The sequence below is a fragment of the Providencia sp. PROV209 genome, assembly GCF_028479485.1.
Lineage (GTDB): Bacteria > Pseudomonadota > Gammaproteobacteria > Enterobacterales > Enterobacteriaceae > Providencia > Providencia alcalifaciens.
Map to the genome: position 1 here is coordinate 106,849 of NZ_JAMPNR010000003.1, position 14,045 is coordinate 120,893.

Below are 14,045 nucleotides of genomic sequence, written 5' to 3' on the forward strand. Positions count from 1 at the left end.
TACCCATGTTGAATAACCGAGCGAGCAAAGTAGGAGCCTCTCTGCTGGCTCTTTTTTTTGTCTTGACCTATTTGTTGCCGTTGAACAGCCGTTTACTTTGGCAGCCGGATGAGACTCGTTACGCAGAAATCAGTCGCGAAATGTTGCAACGCGGTGACTGGATCGTGCCGTATATGCTGGACATTCGCTATTTTGAAAAACCAGTGGCAGGGTATTGGATCAACAATATTAGCCAAATGATTTTTGGTGATACTAACTTTGCCGTTCGCTTTGGTTCAGTTTTCTGTATTTTATTGAGTACGTTGCTTGTGTATCGCATGGCAAAAATGATGTGGCGTAATAGTCATGTGGCATATGTGGCAAGCTTCATTTATATCTCGATGTTCCTCGTATTTGCCGTGGGAACCTACAGCGTCCTCGATCCCATGTTGTCTTTATGGATTACTGCTAGCATGTTTTGCTGCTTATGGGCGATGAAAGCCCGAGAGGTAAAAACCAAACTTGCAGCATGGAGTGCACTTGGTTTAGCCTGTGGAATGGCATTCATGACCAAAGGCTTCTTAGCCTTAGCCATTCCCGTTATCGTGATGCTCCCTATTACGTTGTATCAAAAACGTTTTCTTGAAATGCTGAAATATGGTCCTCTGGCGATTATCACTGCAGTGATCATCAGTTTGCCGTGGGCTTTAGCCATCGCTAAACAAGAACCAGACTACTGGAATTACTTCTTCTGGATTGAGCATATTAAACGCTTCACGGCTGATGATGCCCAACACCTTGAGCCATTTTGGTACTATATTCCTATCATTTTACTAGGTGCAATTCCGTGGACTGGTTTACTGCCTGGTGCCTTGGTTAAGGGGTGGAAAGAGCGAAAATCAAGCCCAGATATGTTCTTCTTATTATGTTGGTTCGTGGTCCCCGTGATTTTCTTTAGTATTTCACGCGGAAAATTACCAACCTATATGCTGCCATTTATGGGTCCATTGGCACTGTTAATGGCGAAATATGGTGTCGACTGTGTACGTAATGGCACGATGAAGGCATTGAAAGCCAATGGAATTATCAACATAGTGCTTGGAATCGCGGCGGTGATCGCGGTGATTATCGTCAGCAGTGTAATCAAAAAACCATTATATGAGCATGATGAATGGTCAAAAATGGTGCTGGGTGTTGTGGCGTTTTCAATTTGGGCAATCATTGGGTATCTCTGTACAGTGCTGAATGCCAAATATTGGTTATGGGCGGCTTCTTGCTCGTTAGCTGTCAGTTTATGCATTGGTAGCGCATTACCTAATAATACGATTGATTCGAAATTACCACAGAATTTTATTCACCAAAATCATGACCTTCTGATGGATAGCCGCTATTTGATGGCGAGTAATGTTGGGGTGGCAGCCGGTTTGGCATGGGAAACTAAAAATTCGAACATTTACCTCTACAACAGTAGTGGCGAATTGACTTATGGTTTGAAATACCCTGACAGTGCGCATCGCTTAGTAAAACCCGATGAATTTGCCGCATGGTTAGCGAAGGCTCGTCAAGAAGGGCAGGTTACGGTGGTATTCTTGCTAGGTAAGAAAGAAGGATTGCCAGATATTCCGAAACCGGATGAAGTGATCAAAAATTCTCGCATGGCGATAGTGGTTTATCATAAACAATGATAGCGCAATTATTTTTATTACTCCTTGTCAGTATTCTGACTTGTGTGGGGCAAATTGCCCAAAAGCAAGCGGTAGTGACTTGGCAAGGCGAAAAACAGAACAAAGCCGCATCCGCCATTCGTTGGCTGGTGCTGGCTGTTTTTATGCTGGGTCTGGGCATGTTGTTTTGGCTTAAGTTATTGGAGACGATGCCATTAAGTATTGCTTATCCGATGCTCAGCATTAATTTTGTGTTAGTCACGCTGATAGGGCAATTTGTCTACCATGAGCAAACTGGGTTGAATCATTGGCTTGGGGTTGTTTCTATCATGGTAGGGATATTACTAATGAGTATAAGCGTATGAATAAAGGCTACTTATGGGTGCTTGGTAGTGCGTTATTAGTGACTGTCGCTCAACTGAGTTTAAAAGCCGGCGTTGTCGAACTCCCTTCTTTTTCCTTAGGGTGGCACTGGCTACAGCGAGAATGGCTGATGGCTAATGCGGTAAGCTTAGGGATTATTTTTGTTGGGCTAGTTTGTTATGCATTATCGATGTTGTGTTGGCTATTTGCGTTGAAATATATCGCATTAAATAAAGCCTATCCGCTGATCAGTTTAAGCTATGTATTTGTCTATATACTGGCGGTAGTGCTGCCATGGTTTAATGAACCAGCAACAGGGTTAAAAGCAGCAGGAATTGCATTTATCTTATTAGGTGTATGGCTGATTAGCCGCCCTTCCAAGCAGTTAACTAAAAAAGCGGAATAGTTCCAGATAATTAGCCTTAAGTGTTTATTTTTCACGCATTGTACATTATAGTCTCGCGTATAAAGATATCACTTAAGGTGATTATTCATGGGTTATCTATAAGGTACGCTATGATAGTGAATCTCAAATACCTACCATTGCTGTGTTGCCTCGTGTTGATTGGCTGCTCTTCATCCGTAAAACGGACGTCAGCACCGCCAATGAAAACCCAATTGTCAGACCCTATAATGACGATCGCTCAACTTAAAGATCAATTAAGTCAATGGTATGGCACACCGTATCACTATGGCGGAATGAGCCAAAATGGCGTTGATTGCTCAGGGTTTGTCTATCGTACTTTTAGTGATCGCTTTGCTATTGAGGTTCCGCGCACGACGGTTGACCAAACTCGCTTAGGCACCCGTATTGATAAATCAGATTTAATGCCTGGCGACCTTGTGTTTTTCAAAACAGGGTCAGGAGAGAACGGTTTGCATGTAGGAATTTATGATACAGACAACACGTTTATCCATGCTTCTACCAGCAAAGGCGTTATGCGCTCATCAATGGACAATAGTTATTGGCGAAAAGTGTTTTGGCAAGCGCGCCGTATCTAATTTCGCTTCATTCTCCATTAATTCTTCAGTGATTATGCTATCTTAAGAGCAAGTTTTGTTTTTAGGGTAGCCGAATGTCTACATTACGTTTATTTATCTCAGAATCCTTCGACCCATGGTTTAACTTAGCGGTTGAAGAAACTATTTTTCGTCAAATGTCAGCTGATCAGCGTGTTATGTTTCTTTGGCGGAATGCGGATACTGTGGTTATCGGACGCGCTCAAAATCCGTGGAAAGAATGCAACACGCGTAAAATGGAACAAGATAATGTTCGATTAGCGCGTCGTAGCAGTGGTGGTGGGGCTGTATTTCAAGATTTAGGCAATACCTGCTTTACCTTTATGGCAGGTAAGCCTGAATATGATAAGACTATCTCAACCCAAATTATTGTGAATGGTCTTGCTAACGTGGGGATTCACGCTGAAATTTCTGGGCGTAATGACTTGGTTCTCGAAACAGAAAATGGTCCGCGAAAAATTTCAGGTTCAGCTTACCGTGAAACCAAAGATCGCGGTTTTCACCACGGTACCTTGCTCATTAATACAGATTTAAGTCGCTTAGCAAACTACCTCAATCCAGATCCTAAAAAGCTGCAAGCTAAAGGGATCACATCAGTTCGTTCTCGTGTTGCCAATCTAAATGAATTAGTCCCTGATATTTCTCATGAAAAAGTGTGTGAAGGGATCATAAATAGCTTCTTTAGTTATTATGGTGAAACCGTCGAAGCTGAATATATTTCACCGGAGAAACTCCCTGACTTACCTAATTTTGCGGAGACATTTGCAAAGCAAAGTAGTTGGGAATGGAACTTTGGGCAAGCGCCAGCTTTTAGTCATATGGCGGATACTCGTTTCCCATGGGGAGGTATCGAGTTTCATTTTGATATCGAAAAAGGGGTGATCACTCGCTGCCAATTTTTTACGGATAGCTTAGATCCATCGCCGCTAGAATGGTTGAGCGAACAATTTGTTGGGCAAACGTATCAGATAGACACTATCCACCAGTTAATGGCACAAATGAAAACACGGTGGCCAGCATTGATTGAGCAGTTTGCTGATTTAGAAGGCTGGTTAGTTAACGAACTGAGATAAAAAAAGAGCCGATTAGTGTATCGGCTCAAAATATAGATTTCGTTGGAATGGGTGTTTGAGGGTGTAACGAAAATCTAATGTACTATTAATGATGACAATTGCAGGTCATAAAGGTTTTGCATTCTGGTAATTCACCTACTTGACGGAATTTTGCAGGCGTAGTATCAAAGTGTTTTTTGAATATGCGTGTAAATGTTGCTTGTGAACTAAAGCCATATTGTAGCGCAATGTCTAGAATAGGTAAGTTGCCTTCACGTAATGATTTAGCAGCTTCTAGCAGGCGACGTTTACGGACATATTCACCAAGAGTACATCCTTTAAGCTCTTTAAAGACGCGCTGCAAATGCCATTTCGAATACCCACTTTTATCTGCGATAGTATCGATTTTGATGCCTTCATTGCGTTGTAATTGGCTTTCAAGCCATCTAACAATTTCATTGACTACACTTTCTGACATATCTACCTCCTACTCTAGTAGGCTATTGTTCATTAATAACTAATAATAACTCATGAAATTATGGTCTATTCTTCCTTTTTTTCCGATATATCGATAGGCTAATCGTGCGGTTTTTGAATGAGAATAGCTATTGCTACGATAGTTTCTATTAAAATGCGAAAAACTAAACATACACAAATGAATGTTAAAATATCATTAAATACAATAAGATATATTTAAATTAATGAAATTAAAGGTGTGCTTTTGGAAGGGGCTAGATACTCATTCAATTTTATTGTTGATACTGTTCGATTTTATTAACCAAGTAAATTATTGAATTTTTATTTGGTTTAATAATGAACAAATTGACGAGTAGGGTATAACAATTGACAGGAAATTCCGAAGTAAATTGTGTTCTTCTTATGGAGTAGAAGCCATTGATTTTATCAGTTTTGGCAGACACAAAAATAGTAATATAGCAGGCTCATTTATCCGTAAATTCAATGAGTCAGAGAAATGAGCCTACTTGTTCAATAATGACTTATGTGTGAATTACCAGCGATAGTTGACGTTCCAATAAACGTTACGCCCTTCCTGTGGTACCCCAATGGAGGAAACATATTCTTTATCAAAGGCATTTTTTAGCGTTAGGGTGGTATTTAGTCCTTTCACGAATTGATCGGCTTGGTAGTTAATGTAAAAGTCATGAATACCATAGCCTGCTTGTTGGAATATTTCTCGACGATAGCGATCCAAATCTTTCGAGTTTTTTCTATCAGGCAGTTTATGGGTGCTGTCGCCTGTTATTTTCGTTCTTGCAGCAAATTCGCCACTCCACCCAACGTTGATCCCTGTATTTGATACTGGTGCATTGAATTTGATTATCAGTGATTCAGGGCGAATGGAGGATAGCGCGTGATTTTCTAAATCTTCTTTAGCTGTGGTCAGATTATGATTAAAGCTTAAATCAAACCATTGGGATTGATAGTGAACAAAACTATCGAATCCAGTAATTGTTGCGGAAGGCACATTGATGTAATAAATGGTTTCAGGGAACCAAACATAATAGAGGTCTGGCCCAATTTTCCGCTTATATTGGCTATTCATTGCAATATAATTACGCGCTTTTGTATGGAAGTAGGTTGATCCAAAGCTGAGTGTATCGCCTGTTACCACGAAATCATCAAAACTCAGCTTTAACCCTGCCTCTGCAGTTTTATTAGTTTCTGGCTTTAAATCAGGGGACGTTTTAAAGATGGAAGAACCGCTAAACGGCGTGGAAAAGTGAAGTGAATTATTATACAGCTCAGCCATTCTTGGCGTGCGATAACCTTCTGCATAGGAAGAGTGAAGGCTCAACCAATGGGTTGGTGTTGCACTGATAGCAACGCGAGAAGACCAATTAGTATGTTTATTTTTTGCAAAACCTTCTCGGTTGACATGATATTGAGTAAACCGCGTTCCTGCTGATAATGTCACAGGGATGTGAGCGAATGTGAAGTCATTATTCAGCCAGCCGGAGGTATTTGACAACTCAGTCGGCGGGTAGCTGATAGCATATTCATTCGACGTTTGCGCTTGTTGGTAATGTTCAATACCGCTTTGAATACGACTGAATGCCCAGTTTGATACAGGCAGTGTAAAGTGATTTGAAAACTTAGAACCATAGGTATATTGGTTACGCCTTTCATTACCATATTCGGTTGGTTTTTTTTGAGCTTTAACTAGGTCGAGTTGGTTTAAGCTTAGGTCGGTGTAATAAATATCCCACTCAGCCTCCCATTGAAATCTATTTTCAGGCTTAAATATTTGATTGATTAGAATATCGCGCTGATGTGCATGACGTTCAGTCGGGGTATTCTTGAACATGTTTTTTTGGGTATTAATGAGTGCAGGTTGTCTCAAACTCAAACCGTCATTACGGTATTCCCTTAACTGTAAACCAACATGATATGCGGGATTAGCCATCCAGACGGTTTTAAACATCCAATTGTGAATTTTTTCTTGGTTATCAAAAGGAACCGATTCAATTGATGACACTAAATATTTTTTACGTTGGCTATAACTGAATAAGGCATCCACAGAATCACTACGCCCAAGCAATGTTCCTCCTGCATAATAACCATGATCATTACGATTTATTCCGCTAAATAAACGTCCGCCAAGTCGCTGTTCAGGCTCCAAGACCTCAGAAGCACTGAGTGTTTTTAGCGAGATAACACCGCCCATTGCACCACTGCCATGTTGCACTGAGGATGAGCCTTTATGTACGTACGCTTTACTGATTAATGAAGGATCAATTAATGTGGCATCAAATAGACCGGAGTTAAAATCATGGGTGACATTATCGACCATGATTTTTACACCACGAGAGTCATATCCGCGCATTTGTACGGATTGTCCATAGGTACTACCCGCCCCAGTCACAAAAATACCCGCTTGTCCTTTTAATAAATCAAGGGCAGATGACGCAGTTTGTTGTTCAGGTGCAGTTGCGTCAATCACTTCAAATTGTTCTGCAACAGCAAATTTTTCGCTATTTAGTGGAGGGGTTGTGACGTAGATTACATCCTTGGTTGCTAGGCTTGTTGTACTAAAACCGGTCATTGCAAGAGCAACTGTTAATGTTGATAAAGAAAATATCTTGGTGCGAGGAGCATCTTGTCTTGATGCGCATGTCATGATAAACGCCATCGGAAATCCTTTCCTGGTTAATAGAGTGCTAGTTGCCTAAATAAGAAAACTATTTATGGGTAGCTCATAATTAAAACGATAATCATTATCGTTAATAAAGTGGTAGTATCAAGTGTTTTCTGGATAATAATAATGAAAAATAGTAAATAATCAGATAATTATATTGATGGTGAAATTGGTTTACTGAGATGTATTTGAGGGGGAGATAGAGAAGCGTGCTTTAGATTAAAAAGGCATCTAAAGCACTGAGGGAGCAATTCAATGACGAGTTACTTAAAACGGGAATTAACGGCGTCAGCCAGAATTTCAATCAATTGTTCTGTATCTTCCCAACCCAAACATGGGTCGGTAATTGACTGACCATAGACTAAAGGCTGATCTGCACAAATCTTTTGATTACCTTCTTTTAAGAAGCTTTCAGCCATGACACCGCTAATTGCTTTGGAGCCTTGCTTTATTTGTTGTGCGATGTCTTGCGCGACATCTAATTGACGGCGATGGATCTTTTGGCAATTCCCATGGCTAAAGTCGACGACTAAATGCTCAGCCAAACCGAACTCATTTAACTTTTCACAGGCTTGTGAAATGTATTGCGCTTCGTAGTTAGGTTTTTTACCACCGCGCATAATGATATGCCCATGAGGGTTACCGCGAGTTTGGTAGATAGTCATTTGCCCGTTTTTATCTGGAGATAAAAACATATGTTGTGCTTTAGCGGCACGGATGGCATCAATGGCAATATTAATATTGCCATCAGTTCCATTTTTAAAGCCTACAGGGCAGGAGAGTGCAGACGCCATTTCGCGGTGAATTTGGCTTTCTGTTGTTCTTGCGCCGATAGCACCCCAGCTAATCAAGTCAGCAATGTATTGTCCGGTCACCATATCCAAAAATTCAGTGGCGGTTGCTAACCCTAATTGGTTAACTTCAATCAAAAGCTTACGGGCTAATCGAATCCCTGTATTCACTTGGCATGAATTATCGAGGTGTGGATCAGAGATTAAACCTTTCCAACCTACAACGGTGCGAGGCTTTTCAAAATAGGTGCGCATGACAATTTCTAAGCGATCTTGATATTTTTGGCGTAGCACATTGAGCTTATTCGCATATTCAATAGCAGCATCAATATCATGAATAGAGCACGGACCTACGATGACCAATAAACGAGGGTCTTCACCGGATAAGATCTTTTCAATTCTTTTACGTGACGCTGTCACGTTTTCGGCAATTGCTTGGGATATAGGAAATTCCTCAGCGAGCGCTTGTGGCGTAATTAAACTGTCCACTCGCTGAGTGCGTAACTCATCTGTTTTTTGCATTTCGTTTCTCAAAACTGGTACTCGGCTGAACCATTTTGTCCTGCCGTATTAGTGACTAATGTCACAATAAACGAAAGTGGCTCAAATTCAAACCATCAACTAGGGTGAATGAATAATTTTTTATAATTAATTTTATTAAAAAATACGGCGCTGTAATCCCATCGTATCGATCACTTTGGCTGAAATTTCTTCAACGGAATAGTTCGTCGTATTTAAGTAATTGATTTTATTCTGTCTAAATAGAGCTTCTACTTCTGCAATTTCAATACGACATTGGCGGAGTGACGCATAACGGCTGTTTTCTCGTCGTTCTTCACGAATAGCCGCGAGTCGTTCAGGGCTGATGGTTAATCCAAATAATTTGTGAGTATATGGACGCAATGCTGCGGGTAGTTGTAAATTGTCCATATCATCAGCCGTGAAGGGATAGTTAGCGGCTTGAATACCAAACTGCATCGCTAAGTATAAGCTGGTGGGTGTTTTCCCACAGCGTGATACACCAATTAAGATCACTTGGGCTTGCTCAAGGTTGCGCAGTGAAATTCCATCATCATGTGCGAGAGTATATTCAATGGCGGCAATGCGAGCGTCATATTGATTCATATTTTGCATGGATAATCCATGAGTACGATTCAATTTAGGCTCAGGCTCTAATCCCACTTCTCGTTGGATTGGGGCAACAAGACTTTGGACAATATCCTGACAAAAACCTGCACTTTGGGTGATGATCTCTTTGACTTCTGGCGAAATGATTGAATAGAACACTAAAGGACGAAGGTTCGTCTCCACGTAGATGGCATCGATTTTTTGCTTAATTTCAAGGGCACGGGCTTGATTGGTGACGAACGGCAACGTGTAAGAAATAAAGGATAAAGGGAACTGAGATAAGACAGCGTGCCCTAACGTTTCAGCGGTAATCGCGGTGCCATCGGAGATGAAAAAAACGGTACGCTGGACTTGGCTGGCACTTTTACTCATAGAATTTAATTCGCTCATAAATAGCTTCTTTTTATCGTGTTTTTTCTGAGTTTTGAAAAATATTGTTAGTGAATAAACGTCAAAAAATAATTTGTGGGGGAAGTATAGCCAAATTTTGAACAATTTTTAGAACAAAAAATTTTTATTAATTGATGGAACGATTCACCAGTCCATCTTCCCATAACGTCTGTGCTAGTCTATTCCCGCGGCGATTATTCGCCAACGAGATTTTTTACGATTTGTTGTCTGTCACTAAATTGCTATAAAAGGATCGCTTTCAATGTCCACAAATGGCCTTACTCCGTGTAATGTACTTTGGTATAACCAATTAGGGATGAATGATGTTGACCGTGTTGGAGGCAAAAATGCTTCTCTCGGTGAAATGATTACCAACTTGTCCGATCTTGGTGTATCCGTACCAAACGGTTTTGCGACAACCGCACAGGCGTTTAATGATTTTCTGGAGCAGAGCGGTGTAAATCAGCGTATTTACAACCTGCTAGATGAAACGGATATTGATGATGTGAACCAACTGGCGGTAGCCGGTGCTCAGATCCGTCAATGGGTTATTGATACACCATTGACGCCAGCATTAGAGAAGGATATTCGTGACGCATTCCTCCAGCTTTCTGAAGGTGAAGCCGAAGCGTCATTTGCTGTTCGCTCATCAGCAACCGCTGAAGATATGCCGGATGCCTCATTTGCTGGGCAGCAAGAGACATTCCTTAACGTTCAAGGGATTGAAGCGGTTTTGGTTGCTATTAAACATGTGTTTGCGTCGCTGTTTAATGACCGTGCTATTTCTTATCGTGTACACCAAGGTTACGATCATCGTGGCGTTGCACTGTCTGCGGGGGTACAAAGAATGGTGCGTTCTGACCTCGCTTCTTCCGGTGTTATGTTTACTATCGATACTGAATCTGGTTTTGACCAAGTCGTCTTTATCACCTCGGCTTATGGTCTTGGCGAGATGGTTGTCCAGGGTGCGGTAAACCCAGATGAATTCTATGTGCATAAACCAACGCTGAAAAACAATAAGCCTGCAATTGTACGCCGTACTTTAGGCTCTAAGAAGTTGCAGATGGTTTACGCGGACAGTAAAGAGCACGGTAAGCAAGTGAAGATTGAAGATGTGCCAGAAGCACTACGCAATCGTTTCTCTTTAACTGACCTCGAAGTGGAAGAGCTAGCTCGCCAAGCGTTACAGATTGAAAAACATTACGGTCGTCCAATGGATATCGAATGGGCAAAAGATGGTCATAATGGTCGTCTGTATATTGTCCAAGCGCGTCCTGAAACCGTTCGTTCTAACCAGCAGGTTATGGAACGCTACCAACTGAAAGACCAAGGGCAGGTTTTAGTTGAAGGCCGTGCTATCGGTCATCGTATTGGCGCAGGAACGGTGAAAGTCATCCATAACTTAAGTGAAATGGATCGCATTCAACCAGGAGATGTGTTAGTGACAGACATGACGGACCCTGATTGGGAACCGATCATGAAAAAAGCTGCCGCCATCGTGACAAACCGTGGTGGACGTACTTGTCACGCAGCAATTATCGCTCGTGAACTGGGCATTCCCGCAGTTGTCGGTTGTGGCGATGCAACGGATACTCTGAAAGAAAATCAAGAAGTCACGGTTTCTTGTGCTGAAGGGGATACCGGTTTTGTCTATGACGGAAAGCTACAGTTTGAAGTTCAAAGCTCTCAAGTTAAAGATATGCCAAGTTTAAATGTGAAAATCATGATGAACGTGGGTAATCCTGACCGTGCATTTGACTTTGCTTGTTTACCGAATGAAGGCGTAGGCTTAGCAAGACTTGAATTTATCATTAACCGGATGATTGGTGTGCATCCAAGAGCGCTGCTCGAATTCGATGAGCAAACTCCTGAGCTGCAAGCCGAAATCCGTAATATGATGGCTGGCTATGATGACCCAGTGGAATTCTATGTTAGTAAGCTAACTGAAGGCATTTCAACACTGGCTGCGGCATTCTGGCCTAAACGCGTTATCGTTCGTTTATCTGACTTTAAATCCAATGAATATGCGAATTTAGTCGGTGGCGATAAGTATGAACCGAAGGAAGAGAACCCAATGTTGGGCTTCCGCGGTGCTGGGCGTTATGTCTCTGAAAAATTCAGTGATTGTTTTGCATTAGAATGTGAAGCGGTTAAACGTGTCCGTAACACGATGGGACTGACTAACGTTGAAGTCATGATTCCATTCGTTCGTACTGTCGCACAAGCTGAGTCTGTTGTGGCTGAATTAGCTAAGCATGATTTGAAACGCGGCGAAAATGGTCTCAAGCTTATTATGATGTGTGAGATCCCATCCAACGCACTATTAGCAGACCAATTCCTTGAGCATTTTGATGGTTTCTCCATTGGTTCAAATGACATGACTCAGTTAACGCTTGGTCTTGATAGAGATTCTGGTGTTGTATCTGAATTGTTTGATGAACGTAATGATGCAGTGAAAGCGATGTTGTCGATGGCAATCAAAGCGGCTAAGCGTCAGAACAAGTATGTTGGTATCTGTGGTCAAGGTCCTTCAGACCATCAAGATTTCGCTCAATGGCTGGTGGATGAAGGCATTGATAGCCTATCTTTGAATCCAGATACTGTTGTGCAAACTTGGGTGACAATCGCAGAAAATCAATAGGTTGATTATTCATTTTTAGATGGGCAATTATAAAAAGGTCGGTAAATAATAACTATTTACCGACCTTTATTTATATATATAACGCTTTCATCAACTCATCCGTATTAAACAAAATATAAGTTTAATTTACGTAAATATTCATAATATATTATTCAGAATTTCAGCAAAATAAAACTACAGTCTCACGCTTTATTCATTATCAATGTTAAATATAATACCATTGAATTAATAAAAACCATTAACTCCATTAAATCCATTACTCTAATTATGCGTAATTACGTATAAGGAGAGTAATAAGAATATTATATTGTTGATATAGGTCTGGACATGACTGTGACGCAGATGGGAGTAAGCACTGGGAGAGTAAAGATAAAAAAAAAGCCTATCATGGGCTGACAGGCAAAGACTACACACAGCAATTCGGCTAAGTAAGTCACGTTGGAAATTAAATAACGCAACTTATTAATTCATTATCGAAGAGATATTAACGGAAATATATTAAACCGTTTAAATAAGTTAATCACTCAGAACACTCTTAATAAAATATTACTTATTGTTCTAAAATGATTATTCATTCGACGGAGGGATATTAACATAATTTAAAATAAAAACTAACAGTAGAGTGTTAAATATTGTTTCTAAATATTAATGAGAATGTCTAAATGGAAAAACATGTTCAAAATGAAACATGTTTTTCCGGATTAAACTAAATTTATTTCTTCATTAAAAATTCTTCTTCAAGAAATTTTTCAGTGGCTTCTAAATCTTCGCTTGGTGGCGCAACTTCGTTCATCCACGCTTTAAGTAGGCTGTATGAAACGGCCAGTACAACCGGTCCAATAAATAGACCTATCATCCCGAATGACAAGATGCCTCCAATGACTCCCACTAAAATAAGCACCATAGGAAGGTCTGCCCCCATCTTGATGAGCCAAGGGCGTAATACGCCGTCCATGGTCGCAACAACCGCTGCCCATACACCGAGAATAATCGCCCATGTGGTATCACCTGTCCAAAATAACCAGAGCACAGAAGGCACCATCACTAGCAGAGGACCAAGTTGCGCTACGCAGCAGATAAAAATTAAAACAGTAAGGATAGCGGCATAGCTAATACCAGACAGAGCTAGACCAATTCCACCGACAATCGCTTGGATCAGTGCGGTGACGACAACCCCTAGCGCGACAGCACGAATGGATTGCGCTGCGAGAACCACTGCTGCATCACCACGAATGCCGGCAAGGCGTACAGCAAAGTGACGAACACCCAAAGTCACTAATTCACCTTTATAGTAGAGTAACCCGCTAAATAGTAGCATTAAGACAAGGTGGAACAAGAAACGACTAGCACTAATGGCTTGAGTGGCAAACCAACCCGCAGCTTGACCAAAGTAAGGTTGAACTTTTGCCAATAATGCGTTTCCGCCACTGGCAACGAGACTATGCCAAGCGTAATACAGTTTTTCGCCCACCATTGGAATTTGGTTTAACCACTCTAAGTCAGGCAGTGTCATGTTAGTGGGGGATTTTGCCAATTCAATGAGCGGTGCACTGTTTTGGATAATGCTGCCAATCAAAATACTGGTTGGAATAACAAATAGAAGAAAGATCAGCAGAACCATGGTAAGTGAGGCGAGCCAACGTTTATGCCAAAGGCGTGCTTCTAATCGTAAGAGAATTGGCCAAGTCGCAATCACCATCATCCCCGCCCATATAAATCCTAAAATAAATGGGCTTAAAACCCAAAAACAGGTGGCTATCATAAAGATAATGGAGAGCAGCCCTAGGACAAGCTTGGGTAAGTCCAAGCGTTTTTGCGATTTTTCCATTAATGATCAATCCTTAATAAATGAAAATTCTG

11 protein-coding genes and 1 other RNA gene are annotated in these 14,045 nt (G+C 41.1%); 6 read left to right on the plus strand and 6 right to left on the minus strand.

Annotation, left to right across the window (positions count from 1 at the left end):
- Positions 1–5: 5 nt before the first annotated feature.
- The 5 genes from arnT to PR795_RS04385 all read left to right on the plus strand — a co-directional run bounded on the left by arnT (position 6) and on the right by PR795_RS04385 (position 4,099).
- The gene (gene arnT, locus PR795_RS04365; protein ID WP_006659462.1) at positions 6–1,664 is read left to right on the plus strand and encodes a lipid IV(A) 4-amino-4-deoxy-L-arabinosyltransferase; all 1,659 of its coding nucleotides are present in this window, start codon (positions 6–8) and stop codon (positions 1,662–1,664) included.
- The gene (gene arnE, locus PR795_RS04370) at positions 1,661–2,008 is read left to right on the plus strand and encodes a 4-amino-4-deoxy-L-arabinose-phosphoundecaprenol flippase subunit ArnE (protein ID WP_006659463.1); all 348 of its coding nucleotides are present in this window, start codon (positions 1,661–1,663) and stop codon (positions 2,006–2,008) included. The genes arnT and arnE overlap by 4 nt, the downstream gene beginning before the upstream one ends.
- On the plus strand, positions 2,005–2,412 hold the full coding sequence (arnF, locus tag PR795_RS04375) for a 4-amino-4-deoxy-L-arabinose-phosphoundecaprenol flippase subunit ArnF (protein ID WP_006659464.1): 408 nt from the start codon (positions 2,005–2,007) through the stop codon (positions 2,410–2,412). The genes arnE and arnF overlap by 4 nt, the downstream gene beginning before the upstream one ends.
- A 110-nt stretch (positions 2,413–2,522) precedes the next feature.
- Positions 2,523–3,008, plus strand: coding sequence for a C40 family peptidase (locus PR795_RS04380; RefSeq protein ID WP_036950443.1), 486 nt, complete (start codon positions 2,523–2,525; stop codon positions 3,006–3,008).
- Positions 3,009–3,082: 74 nt separating this feature from the next.
- Complete coding sequence (locus PR795_RS04385; protein ID WP_006659466.1) at positions 3,083–4,099, plus strand: lipoate--protein ligase A; 1,017 nt, start codon at positions 3,083–3,085, stop codon at positions 4,097–4,099.
- Between the two features lie 85 nt (positions 4,100–4,184).
- Here PR795_RS04385 and PR795_RS04390 read toward each other — a convergent pair whose 3' ends face one another.
- The 4 genes from PR795_RS04390 to ppsR all read right to left on the minus strand — a co-directional run bounded on the left by PR795_RS04390 (position 4,185) and on the right by ppsR (position 9,526).
- Entirely contained in the window at positions 4,185–4,556 is a 372-nt protein-coding gene (locus PR795_RS04390) for a helix-turn-helix domain-containing protein (protein ID WP_006659467.1), read from the minus strand.
- A 531-nt stretch (positions 4,557–5,087) separates the two neighbouring features.
- Complete coding sequence (locus tag PR795_RS04395; protein WP_154629834.1) at positions 5,088–7,229, minus strand: TonB-dependent receptor domain-containing protein; 2,142 nt, start codon at positions 7,227–7,229, stop codon at positions 5,088–5,090.
- A 269-nt stretch (positions 7,230–7,498) separates the two neighbouring features.
- Entirely contained in the window at positions 7,499–8,548 is a 1,050-nt protein-coding gene (locus PR795_RS04400; RefSeq protein ID WP_006660098.1) for a 3-deoxy-7-phosphoheptulonate synthase, read from the minus strand.
- A 135-nt stretch (positions 8,549–8,683) separates the two neighbouring features.
- Positions 8,684–9,526, minus strand: a complete 843-nt coding sequence (gene ppsR, locus PR795_RS04405) for a posphoenolpyruvate synthetase regulatory kinase/phosphorylase PpsR (RefSeq protein WP_179896531.1) — start codon at positions 9,524–9,526, stop codon at positions 8,684–8,686.
- Positions 9,527–9,806: 280 nt separating this feature from the next.
- Here ppsR and ppsA point away from each other — a divergent pair, with 280 nt between their 5' ends.
- Complete coding sequence (gene ppsA, locus PR795_RS04410; RefSeq protein ID WP_036962149.1) at positions 9,807–12,185, plus strand: phosphoenolpyruvate synthase; 2,379 nt, start codon at positions 9,807–9,809, stop codon at positions 12,183–12,185.
- Positions 12,186–12,555: 370 nt separating this feature from the next.
- On the opposite strand, the gene rprA is transcribed toward ppsA, so the two are convergent.
- Together rprA and ydiK are read right to left on the minus strand one after the other, a co-directional pair.
- Positions 12,556–12,662, minus strand: an RNA gene (gene rprA, locus PR795_RS04415) — antisense sRNA RprA.
- A gap of 235 nt (positions 12,663–12,897) precedes the next feature.
- The gene (ydiK, locus tag PR795_RS04420; protein WP_006660095.1) at positions 12,898–14,013 is read right to left on the minus strand and encodes an AI-2E family transporter YdiK; all 1,116 of its coding nucleotides are present in this window, start codon (positions 14,011–14,013) and stop codon (positions 12,898–12,900) included.
- Between the last annotated feature and the right edge of the window lie 32 nt (positions 14,014–14,045).

Bases quoted from the DNA above. Each gene is read 5' to 3' on its own strand.
- arnF (WP_006659464.1), top strand. From the start codon at position 2,005: ATGAATAAAGGCTACTTATGGGTGCTTGGTAGTGCGTTATTAGTGACT.
- PR795_RS04400 (WP_006660098.1), bottom strand. From the start codon at position 8,548: ATGCAAAAAACAGATGAGTTACGCACTCAGCGAGTGGACAGTTTAATT.
- ydiK (WP_006660095.1), bottom strand. From the start codon at position 14,013: ATGGAAAAATCGCAAAAACGCTTGGACTTACCCAAGCTTGTCCTAGGG.
- arnE (WP_006659463.1), top strand. From the start codon at position 1,661: ATGATAGCGCAATTATTTTTATTACTCCTTGTCAGTATTCTGACTTGT.
- PR795_RS04390 (WP_006659467.1), bottom strand. From the start codon at position 4,556: ATGTCAGAAAGTGTAGTCAATGAAATTGTTAGATGGCTTGAAAGCCAA.
- PR795_RS04385 (WP_006659466.1), top strand. From the start codon at position 3,083: ATGTCTACATTACGTTTATTTATCTCAGAATCCTTCGACCCATGGTTT.
- ppsA (WP_036962149.1), top strand. From the start codon at position 9,807: ATGTCCACAAATGGCCTTACTCCGTGTAATGTACTTTGGTATAACCAA.
- arnT (WP_006659462.1), top strand. From the start codon at position 6: ATGTTGAATAACCGAGCGAGCAAAGTAGGAGCCTCTCTGCTGGCTCTT.
- PR795_RS04395 (WP_154629834.1), bottom strand. From the start codon at position 7,229: ATGGCGTTTATCATGACATGCGCATCAAGACAAGATGCTCCTCGCACC.
- PR795_RS04380 (WP_036950443.1), top strand. From the start codon at position 2,523: ATGATAGTGAATCTCAAATACCTACCATTGCTGTGTTGCCTCGTGTTG.
- ppsR (WP_179896531.1), bottom strand. From the start codon at position 9,526: ATGAGTAAAAGTGCCAGCCAAGTCCAGCGTACCGTTTTTTTCATCTCC.